We start from the raw sequence: 12,782 nt of genomic DNA, 5'->3' as shown, positions 1-12,782 counted from the left end.
CGCGCCGCCTGCTGCGCTGCCGGCCACCCAGGACAAGCCGAGCTTCTTCGCCCGCCTCAAGCAGGGCCTGTCCAAGACCAGCGCCAGTCTGGGCGAAGGCATGGCCAGCCTGTTCCTCGGCAAGAAGGCCATCGACGACGACCTGCTCGACGATCTGGAAACCCGCCTGCTCACCGCCGATGTCGGCGTCGAGGCGACCACCACCATCATCGGCAACCTGACCAAACGTGTGGCGCGCAAGGAGCTGGCCGACAGCGGCGCACTGTACAAGGCGCTGCAGGAAGAATTGGTGACCCTGCTCAAGCCGGTCGAGCAGCCCCTGGTCATCGACAGTGCCAAGCAGCCCTACGTGATCCTCGTGGTCGGGGTGAACGGTGTGGGCAAGACCACCACCATCGGCAAGCTGGCCAAGAAGCTGCAACTGGACGGCAAGAAGGTCATGCTCGCCGCCGGCGATACCTTCCGTGCCGCCGCGGTGGAGCAGCTGCAGGTCTGGGGTGAGCGCAACAACATCGCGGTGATCGCCCAGCACACTGGCGCCGACTCGGCCTCGGTGATCTTCGATGCGGTGCAGGCCGCCAAGTCGCGCGGCATCGACGTGCTGATCGCCGATACCGCCGGGCGCCTGCACACCAAGGACAACCTGATGGAAGAGCTGAAGAAGGTCCGTCGGGTGATCGGCAAGCTGGACGAGACCGCGCCGCACGAAGTGCTGCTGGTGCTCGATGCCGGCACCGGCCAGAACGCCATCAGCCAGGCCAAGCAGTTCGACCAGACGGTGAACCTCACCGGCCTGGCGCTGACCAAACTCGACGGCACTGCCAAGGGCGGCGTCATCTTCGCCCTGGCCAAGCAGTTTGGCCTGCCGATTCGCTACATCGGCGTGGGCGAGGGCATCGATGACCTGCGTCCGTTCGAGGCGCAGGCCTTCGTCCAGGCACTCTTCGAGGAGCGCGAGCGCGGATGATCCGATTCGAGCAGGTCGCCAAGCGGTATCCCAATGGCCATGTCGGGCTGCACGAGCTGAGCTTCCGCGTTCGCCCCGGCGAATTTCTCTTCGTCACCGGCCACTCCGGTGCCGGCAAGAGCACCCTGTTGCGCCTGCTGCTGGCGATGGAGCGGCCCACCAGCGGCAAGCTGCTGCTGGCCGGGCAGGACCTGTCGACCATCACCAACGCGCAGATTCCCTTCCTGCGCCGGCAGATCGGCGTGGTGTTTCAGAATCACCAGCTGCTGTTCGACCGCAGCGTGTATGACAACGTCGCCCTGCCGCTGCAGATTCTCGGCCTGTCCAAGCCGGAGATCGCCAAGCGCGTCGGCGCCGCGCTGGAGCGGGTCAGCCTCAGCGACAAGGCCGCGCAAGCGCCGGGTGATCTGTCCACCGGTCAGCAGCAGCGCGTTGGCATTGCCCGCGCCATCGTCCACCGCCCGGCCCTGCTGCTGGCGGACGAGCCGACCGGTAACCTCGACCCGCGCCTGGCCGCCGAGATCATGGGCGTGTTCGAGGACATCAACCAGCTCGGCACCACGGTGCTGATCGCCAGCCACGACCTGGCGCTGATCGCCCGCATGCGCCACCGCATGCTCACTCTGCAACGTGGCCGTCTGATCGGTGACGGGGAGGCTGCCTGATGAGCGCGTCGAAGATGCCCACACCGCAGCCGGCCGAACGGGTCGGCGCCGCGCCGCGCAACAAGGTGGTCGATCGTCCGGCCGACGAGCCGGATTTTCGCACCCTGTTCCACGCCTGGCTGGAAAGCCATCGTGCCAGTCTGGTCGACAGCCTGCAGCGCCTGGCCCGTCAGCCCATCGGCAGCTTCTTCACCTGCCTGGTGATGGCCGTGGCGCTGAGCCTGCCCATGGGCCTTTCCCTGCTGCTGGACAACGTCGAGAGGCTCGGCGGCTCCTGGCAGCGTGCCGCGCAGATTTCCCTGTTCCTGGAGATGTCCGCCGGCGAGCGTGACGGCCAGGCGCTGCGCGAGCAGATCGCCGCGATGGACGATGTCGCCGAGGCCGAATGGATCAGCCGCGAGCAGGCGCTGGAAGAATTCCAGCAGCTGTCGGGCCTGGGCCAGGCGCTCAAGGAGTTGCCGGAGAACCCGCTGCCTGGCGTGGTGCTGGTGACGCCCAAGGAAGTCGACAAGGCCAAGCTCGAGGCCCTGCGCCAGCGCCTGGCGGAACTGCCGCGGGTGGAACAGGCGCAGCTGGATCTGGTCTGGGTCGAGCGTCTGACCGCCATTCTCAAGCTGGGTGATCGTTTCGTCTTCGGCCTCAGCCTGCTGCTGATCCTGGCGCTGCTGCTGGTGATCGGCAATACCATCCGCCTGCACATCGAGAACCGCCGCGCCGAGATCGAGGTGATCAAGCTGGTCGGCGGCACCGACGGTTACGTGCGCCGGCCCTTCCTCTATATGGGCGCGCTGTACGGCTTTGGTGCTGGGGTGTTCGCCTGGCTGCTGCTGGCTTTCGGGCTGGATTGGCTGAACCACGCAGTGGTACGGTTGTCAGGTTTATATGGCAGCGATTTCGCTCTGGGCGGGGTGCCGTCGTCCGATGGTCTATCCCTGCTGCTTGGCGCCGTGCTGTTGGGCTATATTGGCGCCTGGCTGGCGGTGGCGAGACACCTCAACGAGCTCGCGCCGCGCTGATAAGCCATTGTTTTTCAATGTTGTCGACTATCTGTAACGGAACTTATCCACAGGCACCGCGTCTGATTGCGCAGTGCTACACTGCGCGAGTTTCGTGAATCGGAGGATTCGAATGTCCACTTCCTTGCAACCTGTTCATGCTTTGGTTCCGGGCGCCAACCTGGAAGCATACGTGCATGCCGTCAACAGCATCCCGTTGCTGACGCCCGAGCAGGAGCGTGAACTGGCCGAGAGTCTCTACTATCAGCAGGATCTCGAGGCCGCCCGCCAGATGGTGCTGGCCCACCTGCGTTTCGTGGTGCATATCGCCCGCAGCTACTCCGGTTATGGTCTGGCCCAGGCCGACCTGATCCAGGAAGGCAACGTCGGCCTGATGAAGGCGGTCAAGCGCTTCAACCCGGAAATGGGCGTGCGTCTGGTGTCCTTCGCCGTGCACTGGATCCGTGCCGAGATCCATGAGTTCATCCTGAAGAACTGGCGCATCGTCAAGGTGGCCACCACCAAGGCGCAGCGCAAGCTGTTCTTCAACCTGCGCAGCCAGAAGAAGCGTCTGGCCTGGCTGAACAACGACGAAGTCACCGCCGTGGCCGAGAGCCTGGGCGTCGAGCCGCACGAAGTGCGCGAGATGGAAAGTCGTCTGACCGGCCAGGACATGGCCTTCGACCCGGCCAGCGATGCCGACGACGACAGCGCCTTCCAGTCGCCGGCGCACTACCTGGAAGACCACCGCTACGATCCGGCCCGCCAACTCGAGGATGCCGACTGGAGCGACAGTTCCAGCAGCAACCTGCACGAAGCGCTGGAAAGCCTGGACGAGCGCAGCCGCGACATCCTCTACCAGCGCTGGCTGGCCGAGGAGAAGGCGACGCTGCACGACCTGGCCGCCAAGTACAACGTGTCGGCCGAGCGTATCCGCCAGCTCGAGAAGAACGCGATGAACAAGCTCAAGGGCTCGATTGCCGCCTGAGCCTGCCGTTACACCGAAAAGCCGCACCCTGGTGCGGCTTTTTTCTGTCTGGAGCAATTGCCGTGAACAAAGCCCCACTGAAAGCGCAGCACTGGCTGATATTCGCGATCGTCGCTGTGCTGTTCTTCGCCTGGGGCGCCTGGCTGATGCGCAGCGCTGAGGTGCATCCGCTGGCCAATCTGCAGCAGTGGCGCGAGGTGCTGTTGCAGCCACTGGCCGAAGACGAGCTGAGGCTGCGTGATGTGCAGGCGCTGGCTGCGGGCGAGCTGTGGCTGGAGCCGCGCCTGGACGGCGCCCGACTGTTCCATCGGGCGAAGCTCGGAGGGGAAGAGGGCGAGTGGTCACTGCAGGCTGAACTGGCCTTGAGCAAGAATCAGCGCGACAGCCTGATGGCCGCACAAGGCCTGAAGCCAGGCGATGCCGAAGTGGTGCTGGATGAGTCGTTGGGCGAGCAGATGGCCGGTTTTGCCATTGCCAGCCTGAATCTGCAAGCGCCTGATGCTTTGGCCAGTGAACGCCTGGCCGCCAGTCTCGGGCAGTCACGGCTGACCTTGGAGCTGGCCGACGGTCGGGCCTGGGTCTATCCGCAATGGGGGCTGACCGTGCACCTGCAGGGCGATGATGTCGCGCTGCTGCATGCGGTGCCCAAGCGCGCGTTCGCCCCTCGCCGCTAGTGGCCTGGATCGCGCCGATCGATATCCCCGGCGCGCACGGCGCAGCCTACGCTGTCCGGCGTTTCGGCCGTAGGGTGCGCCGCGTGCACCGACCGCAGCAGCGTCATCCGGCGGGTTCTACAGCCAGCGTGGCCACCATTCCGGGTACCTGGGTTTGAGCTGGTTGAGGTAGTGACTGCCGCCGAGCTGCGTCATCTGCTGGCGAATCCAGGCGGCGCGGCGATTGACGTAGGCGTCCGGGCGGCCGGCGCTCCAGCGCCGCGGGTTGGGCAGGACGGCGGCGAGCTGGCTGGCCTGCTGGCGGTTCAGGTAGGGCGCGCCGACGCCGAAATGATGCTGGGCGGCCGCTTCGGCACCAAAGATGCCGTCGCCCCATTCCACGCTGTTGAGGTAGACCTCGAGAATCCGCTCCTTGGGCCAGAACAGCTCGATCAGCGCGGTGAACCAGGCCTCCAGCGCCTTGCGCGGCCAGCTGCGGCCGGACCAGAGGAACAGGTTCTTGGCCACCTGCTGGCTCAGGGTGCTGGCGCCGCGCAGCGAGCCGCCGCTCTGATTGTGTGCCAGCGCCGCCTGGATGGCGCCGACGTCGAAGCCCCAGTGCTCGGCGAACTTCTGGTCTTCGGCGGCGATCACCGCCATCTTCAGATGGTCCGGCAACTCGTTCCAGGGGCGCCACTGACGTTTCAGCTGCAAAGGTTGCTCGCTGCCCCAGGACTCGATCTTGCGCTCGAGCATCAGCGCCGTGCCGGGTGGCGGCAGCCAGCGCAGGGCGAGCACCAGCAGTGCGCTGGCGAGCATCAGCCAGAACAGGAGTTTCAGCAGGCGGCGGGTCAGGGAACGAAGCATGGCGGCTATTAAAACAGAACGGTGGCTCAGGCGCGGGCGCCAGAAGCGAATTTGTTCGCGATCCTGATCGACATATTCGCCAATCAATACCGGCGTGGTGTGACAACGCCGCTCATTTCCCGCGACGCGGCAAGGGTTACACTGCGCCGCATCGTCAATCATTTCCGGAGGTTGCATGGCTCGTCTGTGGCTGCTGCTGTCCGCCTTCGCCGGGTTTACCGGCGTTGCCCTCGGTGCCTTTGCCGCCCATGGTCTGAAGCATCGGCTGACGCCTGAGTACCTGGCGGTGTTCCAGACCGGCACGCATTACCAGCTGATCCACGCGCTGGCCCTGTTCGGCGTCGGCCTGCTGGCGCTGCACGCGCCGGGTCGGCTGGTCAATCTGGCCGGTGGCGCCTTCGCGCTGGGCATCGTGCTGTTTTCCGGCAGCCTCTACCTGCTGACTCTCAGCGGTGTCGGCAAGCTGGGCATGATCACCCCGTTCGGCGGTGTTGCCTTCCTGATCGGCTGGCTGTGCCTGGGCCTGGCGGCCTGGAAGCTGGCCTAGGCTGCGCGCCGTTCAGGCGCTGGGACGACCGGCGGTGCGTATGGCGCCCCTGTCGTGCCAGACCTGACCCTGGCGTCAGAAATGAGGACGAATGACGCCTTTTAGCCTTGGTCGCGGCTGGCTATCGGGCTAGAATGCCGGCCCTCTTCCTAGTTGTGACCGAGCCGTCATGCGCATTCAATTGAATGGAGAACCCTTCGAGCTGCCCGACAACCAGAGCGTCGCGGACCTGCTGGCCCGTCTCGATCTGACCGGGCGCCGCGTGGCGGTCGAGCTCAATCTGGACATCGTTCCACGCAGCCAGCACGACAGCACCCGTCTCGCCGAGGGCGATCAGGTGGAAGTGGTGCACGCCATCGGCGGCGGTTGATCCCTCTGAGGAATTTCCCATGAGCCAAGTTCGCAGCGACAAGCCCTTCACCCTGGCCGGTCGTACTTACCAGTCGCGCCTGCTGGTGGGTACCGGCAAGTACAAGGATATGGACGAGACCCGCGACGCCATCGCCGCCTCTGGCGCCGAGATCGTCACCGTGGCGGTGCGCCGCACCAATATCGGCCAGAACCCGGGCGAGCCGAACCTGCTCGACGTGATCAGCCCCGAGCAGTACACCATCCTGCCCAACACCGCCGGCTGCTACGACGCTGCAGAAGCGGTGCGCACCTGCCGCCTGGCCCGTGAGCTGCTCGACGGGCACAAGCTGGTCAAGCTGGAAGTGCTGGCCGACCAGAAGACCCTGTTCCCCAACGTGATCGAGACCATCAAGGCCGCCGAGATCCTGGTCAAGGACGGTTTCGACGTGATGGTGTACACCAGCGACGATCCGATCATCGCCCGCCAGCTGGCCGAGATCGGCTGTATCGCGGTGATGCCGCTGGCCGGCCTGATCGGCTCGGGCCTGGGCATCTGCAACCCCTACAACCTGCGCATCATCCTCGAAGAAGCCAAGGTGCCGGTGCTGGTCGATGCCGGCGTGGGCACGGCCTCCGACGCCACCATCGCCATGGAGTTGGGCTGCGAGGCGGTGCTGCTCAACAGCGCCATCGCCCATGCGCAGGACCCGATTCTCATGGCGCGCGCGATGAAGCACGCGGTCGAGGCCGGACGTCTGGCCTACCTGGCCGGCCGCATGCCGAAGAAACTCTATGCCAGCGCCTCGTCGCCGCTGGATGGCCTGATCAAATAACGATGACGATCTGCTGCGCGTCGGGCCGCCGGCGCGCCAAGTCGTAACGCAATCTACAAGAGCACAGCATGACCGACACCCAACAGCCCGAACTGACCGAAGACGGCCGCCAGCGCCGCACCATCAAGAGCTTCGTGATGCGTGCCGGACGCATGACCGAGGGCCAGCAGCGTGGCCTGGACAAGGGCTGGCCGCTGTTCGGCCTGGAGCTGGAAGACGGCCTGCGCGACTTCGACCAGGTATTCGGGCGCAGCGCGCCGCGCACCTTCGAGATCGGCTTCGGCATGGGCCATTCCACCCTGGAGATGGCCGCTGCCGCGCCCGAGCAGGACTTCATCGGTGTCGAGGTGCACAAGCCCGGTGTCGGCGCGCTGCTCAATGGCGTGATGGCGCACAACCTGAGCAACGTGCGTGTCTACAGCTGCGACGCCCTGGAAGTGCTGCAGGGTTGCGTGGCCGATGCCAGCCTCGATCGCGTGCTGCTGTTCTTCCCCGATCCCTGGCACAAGTCGCGTCATCACAAGCGCCGCATCGTCCAGCCGGCCTTCGCCGAGCTGGTGCGCCGCAAGCTGAAGATCGGCGGCGTGCTGCACATGGCCACCGACTGGGAGAACTACGCCGAGCACATGCTCGAGGTGATGAACGCTGCACCGGGCTACCGCAACCTGGCTGCCGACGGCACCTACGTGCCGCGCCCCGAGGAGCGTCCGGTGACCAAGTTCGAGCGCCGTGGCGAACGCCTCGGTCACGGCGTATGGGACCTGAAGTTCCAGCGCCAGGAGTGAACCGAACCGGCTTCGCGCCGGGAACTGGAGCCCTTATCAAAACCGGCAGGACGCATCACTAGATCGGGACCACCCGACGGCCAGGACGGCACCTCACCGCAGAACACAACAAAGACAAGCGCACCCATCAGGGGCGCGGACAATAGCGGCGCCGCTGCCATGGCGTCGCGAGGAGAGCATTGTGTTGAGATCGGTATCCATCGTCCTGCTGACTGCCCTGGCCTTCCAGGCCCAGGCCAAGGTCGACGCCAGCCAGGCCGCGCGCCTGGGCCAGGACCTGACGCCACTCGGCGGCGAGCGCGCCGGTAATGCCAGTGGCACCATTCCCGCCTGGACCGGAGGCCTGGCCACGCCGCCTGCCAGTTACCAGCCCGGCATGCATCACCCGGATCCCTATGCCGATGATCGGCCGTTGTATCGCGTCGACGGGCAGAACCTGGCGCAGTACGAACAGCAGCTGCCGCTTGGCCTCAAGGCCCTGCTGCAGCAGAACCCCAGCTACTACCTGCGCGTGTTCCCCACCCGCCGCAGCGCCGCGGCGCCGCAGCGCATCTACGACGCTACCCGCTTCAATGCGCTGAATGCCGAGCTGATCTCCGGCGGCAATGGCGTTCAGGGCGCGGCTTCCGGCATACCCTTCCCGCTGCCGGCGGACGGTCAGGAAGCGATCTGGAACCATGTCATGCGTTACCGCGGCGACCAGATCAGCATGGCCACCAATCAGGCGGCGGTGCTCAGCAACGGCAGCTACAACCTGCTCAAGCTCGAGCGCGACATCTACTTCGTCTACGGCCGCGAAGGCATAGCCCCGCAGGATCTGGACAACACCCTGTTCCACTACAAGTACAAGGTGGTGGCGCCGGCCAAGCTGGCCGGCTCGGCCCTGGTGGTGCAGGAAACCCTCGATCAGGTGCTGGCGATCCGCAAGGCCTGGCGCTTCAACCGCGGCGAGCGTCGCGTGCGCCGCCTGCCGATGCTCGCCTACGACACCCTGCAGCCCGATACCAACGGCATGGCCACCGCCGACCAGGTGGACTCCTACAACGGCGCGCCGGATCGCTACGAATGGAAGCTTCTGGGCAAGCGCGAGATGCTGGTGCCGTACAACAGCTACGCCGTGCACCAGAAGGGCATCCCCTATGCCGACATCCTGCAGGCCAAGCACATCAACCCCGAGTTGCTGCGCTACGAGCTGCACCGCGTCTGGGTCGTGGAGGCGGACCTGCGTACCGGCTTCAGCCACCCGTACGCCAAGCGCCGCTTCTACCTGGACGAGGACAGCTGGCAGATCCTCGCCGTCGACCTGTATGACCGCAGCGGTGCGCTGATCGGCCTGCAGGAGGCCCACCCGATCAGCTACTACGAGGTGCCGATGTTCGGCTCGACCCTGGAGACCATCTACGACCTCAAGGGCGGCCGCTACTTCGCCGATGGCCTGGACAACAACGAGAAGATGTACGACTTCGACGCCAGGCTGAGCCCTCGCGACTTCACGCCGCAGGCGCTGCGCCGCGAAGGCAACTGAGTCACGCGGCCAATGGCCGCTGGTACAAGCGAAACGCCGCGCCTCCTTTACCGGAGCGCGGCGTTTTTTATGGCGGTGTTGGACATGGTTGGCACCACCACTTGCGCTCCCCGGCAACTCGGTAGGTGGTGCGCACGGCGCACCCCATGGAGCGCACTTCTTAGTTGCGGTCGGCCATGATGCCGATCACCACGAAGATCAGGATCAGCACCGGTGCCAGGGTGAAGTTGTTGAAGTGCGCCAGGCCCTTGGCCAGCCAGGGGGTGAGAAAGACGATCGCCAGACCGTAGCCGACTGCGCAGAACACCACGAACAGCAGGGTGCGCAGGACGAAGTTGAGATTGCCAATGGTGCGCTGGACCCAGGCGTTGATGGCCGGCCCGAACAGCACCAGCAGAGTGGCCATGATGGCCAGAGAGATGTCGCTGAGGTGGCTGCGGCTCCAGCGCGACAGGGTGACGATCAGGTCCAGTAGCAAATCCATTGAGGCTCCTTGTTGACGCCGGGCAGAACCGGCCGCGCGGCAGGTTGGCCGGTTGCACGACCTTGGCCGTCTCTTCGCAGTAAGCCGCTGCCGGGACACGACGTGGCTGGCAGGCAACGGCGGGCAGCGAGACGCCAGCGCGCGCTTCGCGCGGGGCCGCGAACCCTGACGGCGCAGGTTTCGGCGCCATAGACTACCGGATTCGCACCGGCCTGTGTGCGGCGTCGCGGGACGCTATCGGGCGGGTTGGACATCAACGGCCCGCCAGGCTTGTCACGGGCTCAGGTTGCGGCGCCAGCGCCTGGCCGCGTGCGTCTGCGGCGGGCATCAGCGGCCGATGGTTGTTCACCGGAAAATGCAGACTCTCCCGACGGCCGTGGCGGTCGAGGGTGATGTAGTGCGAGCCGACGCTGTGCAGCTTGATGCCGGGCGCAATCTCGGCGCCGACCGCAACGCGCCGCGCGGTCTGCCCGTGCGGGCGGATGATGGCGCTGGAGCGCTGCTGCTCGGGGTTGCCGAACACGGCGACCAGGGTCAGCTGCAGGGAAGTGGCCGGCGCGGGGCCGGCATGACCGGGCAGCGGGGCGGGAAACAGCATGGCCAGCCGTTGCCGATCCGCCACGCGCGGCGGCGTTGGCGGTGGCGCCTGGGTGTAGGCGGGCGGTTCCTGCAGCAACCGCCACAGCTGCGCGGCCTGGTAGCTCAGGCTGAGGCTGCAGGCCAGGAGTGCCAGCAGGCAGAGGCCGGCCGGCAGGTGGCGCACTGCGCCGGAGTTGGCGGGTGCCATGACCGTTCCTCGTTGGCGCGCCCATGGCCGCTGGGGCCATGGGCGCGCTGGCTTACAGCCGGGTTACGCTGACGTTGTCGATGAACAGCGACTGACTGCGTTGCGTGCCAAGCAGCAACAGCTCGGCACGGCGCAGGGGACCGGCGGGCAGCTGCACTTCATGCTGCAGCTTGCTCCAGCTGCCGCCGCGGGTGTTGCGCTGACCGAGCGGCAGATACTGACCGCGACCGTTGCTGTCCTCGACATACAGATAGGCGTAGGCGACGGCGCTGACCGAGGTGCTGCGACCGATGCTCAGGTCCGCCTCGATGCGATAGCGCTTGCCGGCCTCCAGGTTGCCGAGCAGGCTGACGCTGGCGCCGGAACCTTCGTACTCGCGCTGATAGGCTTCCAGCGCCTGACGACCGCTGCTGGCGTAGGTGCTGACGCGCGCGCTGCCGTGGTAGCCGGACCAGCCGCCGATGCCGCTTTCGAAGTTCCAGCCGAACTGCGCGGGCGCCGCTGGCGGCGTGCTGCTCTGGATCTCCTGCAGCTCCACCTCATCGATCAGCAGGCTGCTGCCGCTGTCGCTCCACACCGCCACATAGAGATTGCGTGCGTTGGCCGGCGTCCGGTAGGTGAAGGTCTTTTCCAGGCGGCTGAATTCGTTGCCGCTGACGGACAGGCTGGCCGACTGCTCCGAGCTGTAGGTCAGGCGGCCGTCGAGACCCTCCTGCAGGATCGCCAGTCGCACGTTCTCGCGGCTGTTGCGGGCCTTGAGCATGCTGTTGGCCCTGAGCCGGTACTGCACGCCGTCACGCAGGCCGCTGACCGGGGTGGCCAGGATGTCGAAGCCGCGCGCGTCCATCTGCAGGGCGTTGTCGCGGCAGTTCAGGGCCACGTTGACCAGACTCAGGTCGGATTGGCCGAAAAGCGCGCGCCAGTCGTCGCTGGTGGTGAACTCGCCATTGCGCACCAGCCCCTTCAGCGCCGGCTTGCTGCACCAGGGCAGTTCGGTCGGTGGCGTACCGGGGTTGGTGGTTCCCGGGTTGCCGGTGACGGGCACCAGTGTCGGGCGGAATGCCGCGATCTGGCCGGCCATGGCGTTCAGGGCACGTACCGCATCGGCATGCTCGTTCTGGCCGCAGGCCTGGTTGGCACATTCGCTGTCGCGCAGGCGCGGGTTGGAGAACACCGGTGCCTGGCGGCGTGCGCCGAACACCTGGGGGTAGGCCATGATGGTGCTGAACTGGCCCTGCACGCCGTAGCCACGGCTCCATTCATGCGTACCGTTGTGGCCGTTGGTGTTGTAGTAGCCTTCCTGCATGTCCTGTTCGTAGGAGTGGCGCAGGCCCATGTTGTGGCCGGCCTCGTGAGCGAAGGTGCTGAGGCTGCAGTCGACCCCGGTCAGGCCGTAGGCCATCTCCTTGGCGCCGCTGTTGAAGCGGTCGCTGTTCTTCGGCCCGGTTCCCATCCAGGCGATGCCGCAGACGCCGTAGCCCTGCCCCTGGGTGGTGCGGTTGATCAGTTGCACCAGGTCCGCGCCGTACTGCTCGCGCAGACGCTGCACGCGGGTATCGTAGGTGAACTTGTTGAGGTTGGCCGAGGACACGTCGTAGTAGTCGGCCCAGTCCAGCAGCTGCTTGTGAACCAGACGCAGGCGCAGGTTGACCCCGCTCTTGGCGTAGGCGTTGTTGGTGTACTCGATGTAGCTGGCGATGCGTGCGTCGATGTCGCGGCCGTTGGGCAGCGCCTGGGCGTCCTTGGTGTAGAGCACCATGATATCGACGGTCTCGGGGTTGGCCTGGGCGTGGTGGGCGGCCAGCGCCAGTGCCAGGGCGGATAACCATTGCACGTTCTTCATGTCTGCAGTCCTTGTGCTGGGGGGTAAGAGAGGTGCATCAGCCCTGGGCGGGCGGCGGCAGCGGGGGCAGCTCTTTATGGTCGTAATGCAGGTGATCGTTGGGATCGGCGCGCAGGACCAGCTGGTTTTCGTCGGTGATCACGGTCTTGCCGGTGGCGTTGTCGACGATGATCGACAGGCTGCCGTCCACGGTGGCCAGGGTGATGTGGGTTTCCAGCTTGCCGCGCACCAGGGTCATGCTTTCCATGGCCTCGCCGTCGAGCAGGGCGCCATGCCAGACGGCGCTGCCGGCGGTATTGCGGGTATCGCTGAGGCTCGCGCGCACGGGGTGCTGCCGCCCCGGCAGGGCCAGGGACACGACCTGGCCGGTATGCAGGGTTGCGAGCTGCTGCGGATCGACATGGGTGAGGTGGCGGGTAATGCCGTCCGTTTCCTCTTCCTGCAGCGATCCGGCGTCCCACAGCGTCATCTGCGCCGCCGCCGGTTCGCTGG

The 12,782-nt window shown here is 66.1% G+C and carries 15 protein-coding genes; 10 read left to right on the top strand and 5 right to left on the bottom strand.

The features are described 5' to 3' along the window. The 5 genes from ftsY to N7333_RS22045 form a co-directional block, all read left to right on the top strand. On the top strand, window positions 1-967 hold a 967-nt coding region (gene ftsY, locus N7333_RS22065), incomplete at its 5' end, for a signal recognition particle-docking protein FtsY (RefSeq protein WP_279859390.1). After that, window positions 964-1,632 carry a cell division ATP-binding protein FtsE gene (gene ftsE, locus N7333_RS22060; protein ID WP_004373830.1) on the top strand — a complete coding sequence of 223 codons (669 nt, stop codon included), beginning with the start codon at window positions 964-966 and terminating at the stop codon, window positions 1,630-1,632. The genes ftsY and ftsE, both read left to right, overlap by 4 nt. After that, the gene (gene ftsX, locus N7333_RS22055; protein ID WP_129482504.1) at window positions 1,632-2,648 is read left to right on the top strand and encodes a permease-like cell division protein FtsX; all 1,017 of its coding nucleotides are present in this window, start codon (window positions 1,632-1,634) and stop codon (window positions 2,646-2,648) included. The genes ftsE and ftsX overlap by 1 nt, the downstream gene beginning before the upstream one ends. A 112-nt stretch (window positions 2,649-2,760) precedes the next feature. Further along, on the top strand, window positions 2,761-3,615 hold the full coding sequence (gene rpoH / locus N7333_RS22050; protein ID WP_004373819.1) for an RNA polymerase sigma factor RpoH: 855 nt from the start codon (window positions 2,761-2,763) through the stop codon (window positions 3,613-3,615). A gap of 62 nt (window positions 3,616-3,677) precedes the next feature. Then, window positions 3,678-4,289, top strand: a complete 612-nt coding sequence (locus N7333_RS22045; protein ID WP_129482505.1) for a hypothetical protein — start codon at window positions 3,678-3,680, stop codon at window positions 4,287-4,289. A gap of 117 nt (window positions 4,290-4,406) precedes the next feature. On the opposite strand, the gene mtgA is transcribed toward N7333_RS22045, so the two are convergent. After that, window positions 4,407-5,135, bottom strand: coding sequence for a monofunctional biosynthetic peptidoglycan transglycosylase (gene mtgA, locus N7333_RS22040; protein ID WP_004373817.1), 729 nt, complete (start codon window positions 5,133-5,135; stop codon window positions 4,407-4,409). Between the two features lie 175 nt (window positions 5,136-5,310). On the opposite strand from mtgA, the gene N7333_RS22035 reads away from it, so the two are divergent. The 5 genes from N7333_RS22035 to N7333_RS22015 all read left to right on the top strand — a co-directional run bounded on the left by N7333_RS22035 (window position 5,311) and on the right by N7333_RS22015 (window position 9,176). Beyond that, the gene (locus tag N7333_RS22035) at window positions 5,311-5,682 is read left to right on the top strand and encodes a DUF423 domain-containing protein (protein ID WP_129482506.1); all 372 of its coding nucleotides are present in this window, start codon (window positions 5,311-5,313) and stop codon (window positions 5,680-5,682) included. Window positions 5,683-5,851: 169 nt separating this feature from the next. After that, complete coding sequence (thiS, locus tag N7333_RS22030; protein WP_004373815.1) at window positions 5,852-6,052, top strand: sulfur carrier protein ThiS; 201 nt, start codon at window positions 5,852-5,854, stop codon at window positions 6,050-6,052. Between the two features lie 19 nt (window positions 6,053-6,071). After that, window positions 6,072-6,866, top strand: coding sequence for a thiazole synthase (locus tag N7333_RS22025; RefSeq protein ID WP_012019979.1), 795 nt, complete (start codon window positions 6,072-6,074; stop codon window positions 6,864-6,866). A gap of 68 nt (window positions 6,867-6,934) precedes the next feature. Further along, complete coding sequence (gene trmB, locus N7333_RS22020) at window positions 6,935-7,651, top strand: tRNA (guanosine(46)-N7)-methyltransferase TrmB (protein ID WP_012019978.1); 717 nt, start codon at window positions 6,935-6,937, stop codon at window positions 7,649-7,651. A 181-nt stretch (window positions 7,652-7,832) separates the two neighbouring features. After that, window positions 7,833-9,176 carry a DUF1329 domain-containing protein gene (locus N7333_RS22015; RefSeq protein WP_012019977.1) on the top strand — a complete coding sequence of 448 codons (1,344 nt, stop codon included), beginning with the start codon at window positions 7,833-7,835 and terminating at the stop codon, window positions 9,174-9,176. 160 nt (window positions 9,177-9,336) lie between these two features. Here the strand turns inward: N7333_RS22015 and N7333_RS22010 are convergent, their stop codons facing one another. From N7333_RS22010 to N7333_RS21995, 4 genes are all read right to left on the bottom strand, one after another. After that, complete coding sequence (locus tag N7333_RS22010; protein ID WP_004373808.1) at window positions 9,337-9,660, bottom strand: DUF3392 domain-containing protein; 324 nt, start codon at window positions 9,658-9,660, stop codon at window positions 9,337-9,339. A gap of 253 nt (window positions 9,661-9,913) precedes the next feature. Next, window positions 9,914-10,447, bottom strand: coding sequence for a type II secretion system protein N (locus N7333_RS22005; protein ID WP_012019976.1), 534 nt, complete (start codon window positions 10,445-10,447; stop codon window positions 9,914-9,916). A 52-nt stretch (window positions 10,448-10,499) separates the two neighbouring features. Next, window positions 10,500-12,290 (bottom strand): zinc-dependent metalloprotease family protein, encoded by a 1,791-nt coding sequence (locus tag N7333_RS22000; RefSeq protein WP_012019975.1) that lies wholly within the window; start codon window positions 12,288-12,290, stop codon window positions 10,500-10,502. Window positions 12,291-12,327: 37 nt separating this feature from the next. After that, the coding region (locus N7333_RS21995; RefSeq protein WP_279859389.1) for a hypothetical protein at window positions 12,328-12,782 on the bottom strand (455 nt) is incomplete at its 5' end.

Origin of the sequence: Pseudomonas sp. GD04158 (assembly GCF_029834875.1) — a bacterium.
In the GTDB taxonomy this organism is placed as follows: domain Bacteria; phylum Pseudomonadota; class Gammaproteobacteria; order Pseudomonadales; family Pseudomonadaceae; genus Aquipseudomonas; species Aquipseudomonas hydrolytica.
The sequence above is the reverse complement of the archived record's forward strand: the minus strand, read 5'-3'. Positions and strand labels throughout refer to the sequence as shown.

Bases quoted from the DNA above. Each gene is read 5' to 3' on its own strand.
- ftsE (WP_004373830.1), top strand. From the start codon at position 964: ATGATCCGATTCGAGCAGGTCGCCAAGCGGTATCCCAATGGCCATGTC.
- ftsX (WP_129482504.1), top strand. From the start codon at position 1,632: ATGAGCGCGTCGAAGATGCCCACACCGCAGCCGGCCGAACGGGTCGGC.
- rpoH (WP_004373819.1), top strand. From the start codon at position 2,761: ATGTCCACTTCCTTGCAACCTGTTCATGCTTTGGTTCCGGGCGCCAAC.
- mtgA (WP_004373817.1), bottom strand. From the start codon at position 5,135: ATGCTTCGTTCCCTGACCCGCCGCCTGCTGAAACTCCTGTTCTGGCTG.
- N7333_RS22035 (WP_129482506.1), top strand. From the start codon at position 5,311: ATGGCTCGTCTGTGGCTGCTGCTGTCCGCCTTCGCCGGGTTTACCGGC.
- thiS (WP_004373815.1), top strand. From the start codon at position 5,852: ATGCGCATTCAATTGAATGGAGAACCCTTCGAGCTGCCCGACAACCAG.
- N7333_RS22025 (WP_012019979.1), top strand. From the start codon at position 6,072: ATGAGCCAAGTTCGCAGCGACAAGCCCTTCACCCTGGCCGGTCGTACT.
- trmB (WP_012019978.1), top strand. From the start codon at position 6,935: ATGACCGACACCCAACAGCCCGAACTGACCGAAGACGGCCGCCAGCGC.
- N7333_RS22010 (WP_004373808.1), bottom strand. From the start codon at position 9,660: ATGGATTTGCTACTGGACCTGATCGTCACCCTGTCGCGCTGGAGCCGC.
- N7333_RS22005 (WP_012019976.1), bottom strand. From the start codon at position 10,447: ATGGCACCCGCCAACTCCGGCGCAGTGCGCCACCTGCCGGCCGGCCTC.
- N7333_RS22000 (WP_012019975.1), bottom strand. From the start codon at position 12,290: ATGAAGAACGTGCAATGGTTATCCGCCCTGGCACTGGCGCTGGCCGCC.